Source organism: Hydrogenophaga sp. 70-12 (assembly GCF_001897365.1).
GTDB lineage: Bacteria > Pseudomonadota > Gammaproteobacteria > Burkholderiales > Burkholderiaceae_C > Hydrogenophaga > Hydrogenophaga borbori.
Genome location: NZ_MKSS01000030.1, coordinates 1 through 3,788 on the forward strand (window position 1 = coordinate 1; position 3,788 = coordinate 3,788).

At 70.8% G+C, this 3,788-nt stretch carries 4 protein-coding genes and 1 pseudogene; all 5 read right to left on the reverse strand.

Translation table 11 applies throughout. From position 1 onward, the window contains the following. A pseudogene (locus tag BGO22_RS02075) lies at window positions 1-202 on the reverse strand (amidase); the annotation flags it as partial. After that, window positions 202-1,368 carry an ABC transporter substrate-binding protein gene (locus BGO22_RS02080; RefSeq protein WP_204743582.1) on the reverse strand — a complete coding sequence of 389 codons (1,167 nt, stop codon included), beginning with the start codon at window positions 1,366-1,368 and terminating at the stop codon, window positions 202-204. The gene BGO22_RS02080 and the pseudogene BGO22_RS02075, both read right to left, overlap by 1 nt. 61 nt (window positions 1,369-1,429) lie before the next feature. Then, window positions 1,430-2,146 (reverse strand): ABC transporter ATP-binding protein, encoded by a 717-nt coding sequence (locus BGO22_RS02085; protein ID WP_070401232.1) that lies wholly within the window; start codon window positions 2,144-2,146, stop codon window positions 1,430-1,432. Then, window positions 2,139-2,930, reverse strand: coding sequence for an ABC transporter ATP-binding protein (locus BGO22_RS02090; RefSeq protein ID WP_286848583.1), 792 nt, complete (start codon window positions 2,928-2,930; stop codon window positions 2,139-2,141). The genes BGO22_RS02085 and BGO22_RS02090 overlap by 8 nt, the downstream gene beginning before the upstream one ends. Further along, a partial coding sequence (locus tag BGO22_RS02095; RefSeq protein ID WP_286848585.1) for a branched-chain amino acid ABC transporter permease occupies window positions 2,927-3,788 on the reverse strand: 862 nt, incomplete at its 5' end. The genes BGO22_RS02095 and BGO22_RS02090, both read right to left, overlap by 4 nt.

Here is a 3,788-nt window from a genome sequence, read left to right on the forward strand (position 1 = left end):
GGCCCTCATGCCAGCGCCGGCCCGAGGCCTCGGCCTCGCGCGCGGCCGCCGCGCGGTCGAGCAGGCAGAAGGCGTTGATGCCGCGCGCGTCGGCCTCGATGGCGTCGAACAGCTGGTCCAGCGCCTGCTGCGGGTGCAGGCGGCCATCGCGGTAGGCCGCGGTCAGCCCGGCGATGTCCAGGGACAGGGCGTCGACGGCCATCAGGGCGCCGCCTTGAAGGTTTCGAACTCGACGTTGTAGTAGGCGCCGTCCTGCTTCTCGAAGCGGCGGATGTACTGGTCGTGCACCACGTCGCGGCTGTTCTTGTCGATGGTCAGGCTGCCGCGCGGGCTGTCGATCTTCAGCCCGGCGAGCGCGGCGATCAGCGTCGGCCCGTCGGCCTTGCCGCCGGTCTTGGCCAGCGCCGCGTACAGCGCGGCCATGCCGTCGTAGGCGGCCACGCCCATGATGGTGGGGCGCGACTTCGCATCGCGCTGGGCCTTGAACTCGCGCACGAAGCGCTCGTTCAGCGCCGACTTGTGGTGCATGGAATAGGGGTACACGGTGGTGATGCCCACGCCGCGCTCGCCGATCGCCTCGACCAGGGCCTCGTCGACGATGTCGCCGGTGCCGATGAGCTGGATGCCGGCCTCGGGCAGGCCCTTGTCGCGGTACTCCTTGATGAAGGCCGGCGCCACGTCGCCGCCGTTGACGAAGGAGAACAGCACATCGGGCCGGGCGTCCTTCACGCGCTGCATGTAGGGCGCGAAGTCCAGCGTCATGAGCGGCGTGCGCACGCTGCCCACGATCTCGCCGCCGGCCTTCTTGAAGGCCGCGATGAAGGCCGCCTCGGCGTCGTGGCCCGGCGAGTAGTCGGCCACGATCACATAGGCCTTCTTCGCGCCCTGCTGGATGGCCCACTGCGCGATCGGCGGCACGGTCTCCGGGTAGTGGAAGGAGGTGCGCACCATGTAGGGCGACTTGGCGGTGAGCCCGCCGGCGGCCGCGTTCATGACGATCATGGGCACCTTGGCCTGGGTGGCGATGGGCGCCACCGCCAGCGCGTTCGGCGTGAAGCCGAAGCCCGCGAGCACGTTCACCTTCTCGCGCACCACCAGTTCGGTGGCGATGCGCTTGGCCGCGTCGGGGTTGGGCCCGCCCACGTCCTTGATCACCACCTCCACGCGCTTGCCGGCCACGCTGTCGCCGTGCATCTTCTGGTAGGCCCGTATGCCGGCCTGCATCTGCTTGCCGAATTCGGCGAAGGGGCCGGACATCTCGGCGATGACGCCGACACGCACGGTGTCCTGGGCGAAGGCGGCGGGTGCGGCCGCCAGACCCAAGGCGACGAGCGCGCCACCAAGGGCTTTCTGGAAAGGGAATGGCATGACAGGTGTCCTCATGGGGGGTTGAACCGGGCGCCCCGGCGCCCGCGATGGAATCGGGGGGTCAGGCGGGTTCGGCGATGCCCACGCCCAGCAGGCCTTCGAGCAGGGCCGCGTCCTGGGCCAGCGCCGCGCTCGGCCCCGCGTGCACCACGGTGCCGCGCTCCAGCACGATGGCCTGGTGCGTCATCTCCAGCGCCAGCACGGGGTGCTGCTCCACGACGATGGACGCCAGACCTTCCTGCTCGCAGAGCCGGCGGATCGAGACCGCCAACTCCTCCACGACGATGGGCGCCAGGCCTTCCATGGGCTCGTCCAGCAGCAGCAGGCGCGGGTTGGTCATCAGCGCGCGGCCGATGGCCAGCATCTGCTGCTCGCCGCCCGAGAGCTGGTTGCCGTAGTTGCCGCGCCGCTCGCGCAGGCGCGGGAACAGCCCGTACACGCGCCGCAGGTTCCACGGCCCCTTGGTGGCGATCACCGTGAGGTTCTCCTCCACCGTGAGCGAGGGAAAGACCTCGCGCTCCTGCGGCACCCAGCCCAGGCCGGCGCCGGCGCGGCGGTGCGAGGGCCAGCGCGTGATGTCCTGCCCGGCCCAGCGCACGGCGCCGCGCATCACGCGGGTGTTGCCCATCAGGGTTTCGAGCAGCGAGGTCTTGCCCACGCCGTTGCGGCCCAGCACGGCGAGGCTCTGTCCCTCGTCGAGCGAAAAGTCCAGTTCGTGCAGCACGACGGCGTTGCCGTAGCCGGCCACCACCCGGTCGAAAGCCAGCAGCTCAGCCATGCGCCGCCTCCACGGGGATGGCGCGCGTGGCCTGCGTGTGGGACTGGCCCAGGTAAACCTCGCGCACGCGCGGGTCGCGACCGATCTCGGTCGGCGTGCCCTCGGTGAGCACCTGCCCCGTGACCAGCACCGAGATGCGGCGCGCGAAGCGAAAGACCAGTTTCATGTCGTGTTCGATGAAGAGGACGCTGATGTCCGCCGGCAGCGCGGCGATGACCTCGAATAGCTCGCCACTCTCGTCCTCCGGCACGCCGGCGGCCGGCTCGTCGAGCAGCAGGATGCGCGGCTTGGCCGCCATGGCCAGCGCGATCTCCAGCAGGCGCTGCTTGCCGTAGGGCAGCTCGGCCACCGGCACCTCGGCCAGCGCATCGAGCTTCAGGCGCCCGAGCAGCTCGTGCGCCTCCGCGTAGACGGCGGCGTGGCGCTTGAGCGGGCGCCACCACACGGCGCCCAGGCCCTCGCGCTCGCTGATCGCCAGCACCACCGAGCTCAGCGGCGTGAGGCTGGGGAACAGTGTGTTGATCTGGAAGGTGCGGGCCAGGCCGCGGCGCGCGCGGCGGTCGGCCGACAGCGCGGTCACGTCCTCGCCGTTCATGAGCACGCGGCCGGCCGAGGGCTTGTAGACGCCGGTGAGCAGGTTGATCAGCGTGGTCTTGCCGGCGCCGTTGGGGCCGATCAGGGCCTGGCGCGCGCCGGGCTCCAGCGACAGGCTCACCTCGCTCACCGCGCGGAAGGCGCCGAAGGAGATGCCCAGGCCATGGGTCTGCAGGGCGGGCGTGTTCATCGGGCGTCCTCCCGGGTCTGGAACAGGCGCGAGAGTGCGCCCATGAGGCCACCGCGGCCCAGCAGCACCGCGGCGATGAGGAAGAGGCCCAGCCAGAACTGCCAGTACTGCGGGTTCATGTCGGCGAACCAGTCGTGCACCAGCATGTAGACGATGGCGCCGATCAGGCCGCCGTACAGGCGCCCCGTGCCGCCCAACACCAGGATGATCAGGATCTCGGCCGAGCGGTTGAAGCCGATCGATTCGATGCCGACGAACTGCGTGGTCTGCGCCAGCAGCGCGCCCGCGACGCCGGCCACGCCGGCCGACAGCGCGTAGGCCAGGCGCAGGCGCGCGTCCACCGGCGAGCCGATGGCCAGCATGCGCTTGCGGCTGTCGTGGATGCCGCGCAGCGCCAGGCCGAAGGGCGAGCGCAGGATCAGCCGCACGCCCAGGAAGACCAGCAGCACCATGAAGAAGGCGTAGACGAAGGCGGTCTGGCCGAACAGGTCGAACTCGAAGCGGCCGAACAGCGGCTGCACCACCATGCCCTGCAGGCCGTCGGTGCCGCCGGTGATGCCCGAGAGCCGGTTCGCCAGCTCGGCCAGCAGCATGCACACGCCGATGGTGATCATCAGCCGCGCCAGGTCGGTGCCGCGCACCACCAGGGCGCTGAGCAGGTAGCCGAGCGCCACGCAGACCAGCAGCGCCACCAGCAGGCCCGAGAAGGGTTCGCCCCAGCCATGCTTGGCCAGCAGGCCGGCCGCGTAGGCGCCCGCGCCGAAGAAGGCCGCGTGGCCCACGGTGAGGATGCCGGCGTAGCCCAGGGCCATGTCCAGCGACACGGCGAACAGGCCGAAGATGAGGATCTGGCTCATC

What these genes read in the sequence shown, in the direction of transcription:
- BGO22_RS02085 (WP_070401232.1), bottom strand. Translation starts at nt 2,146, where the DNA reads ATGGCTGAGCTGCTGGCTTTCGACCGGGTGGTGGCCGGCTACGGCAAC.
- BGO22_RS02080 (WP_204743582.1), bottom strand. Translation starts at nt 1,368, where the DNA reads ATGCCATTCCCTTTCCAGAAAGCCCTTGGTGGCGCGCTCGTCGCCTTG.
- BGO22_RS02090 (WP_286848583.1), bottom strand. Translation starts at nt 2,930, where the DNA reads ATGAACACGCCCGCCCTGCAGACCCATGGCCTGGGCATCTCCTTCGGC.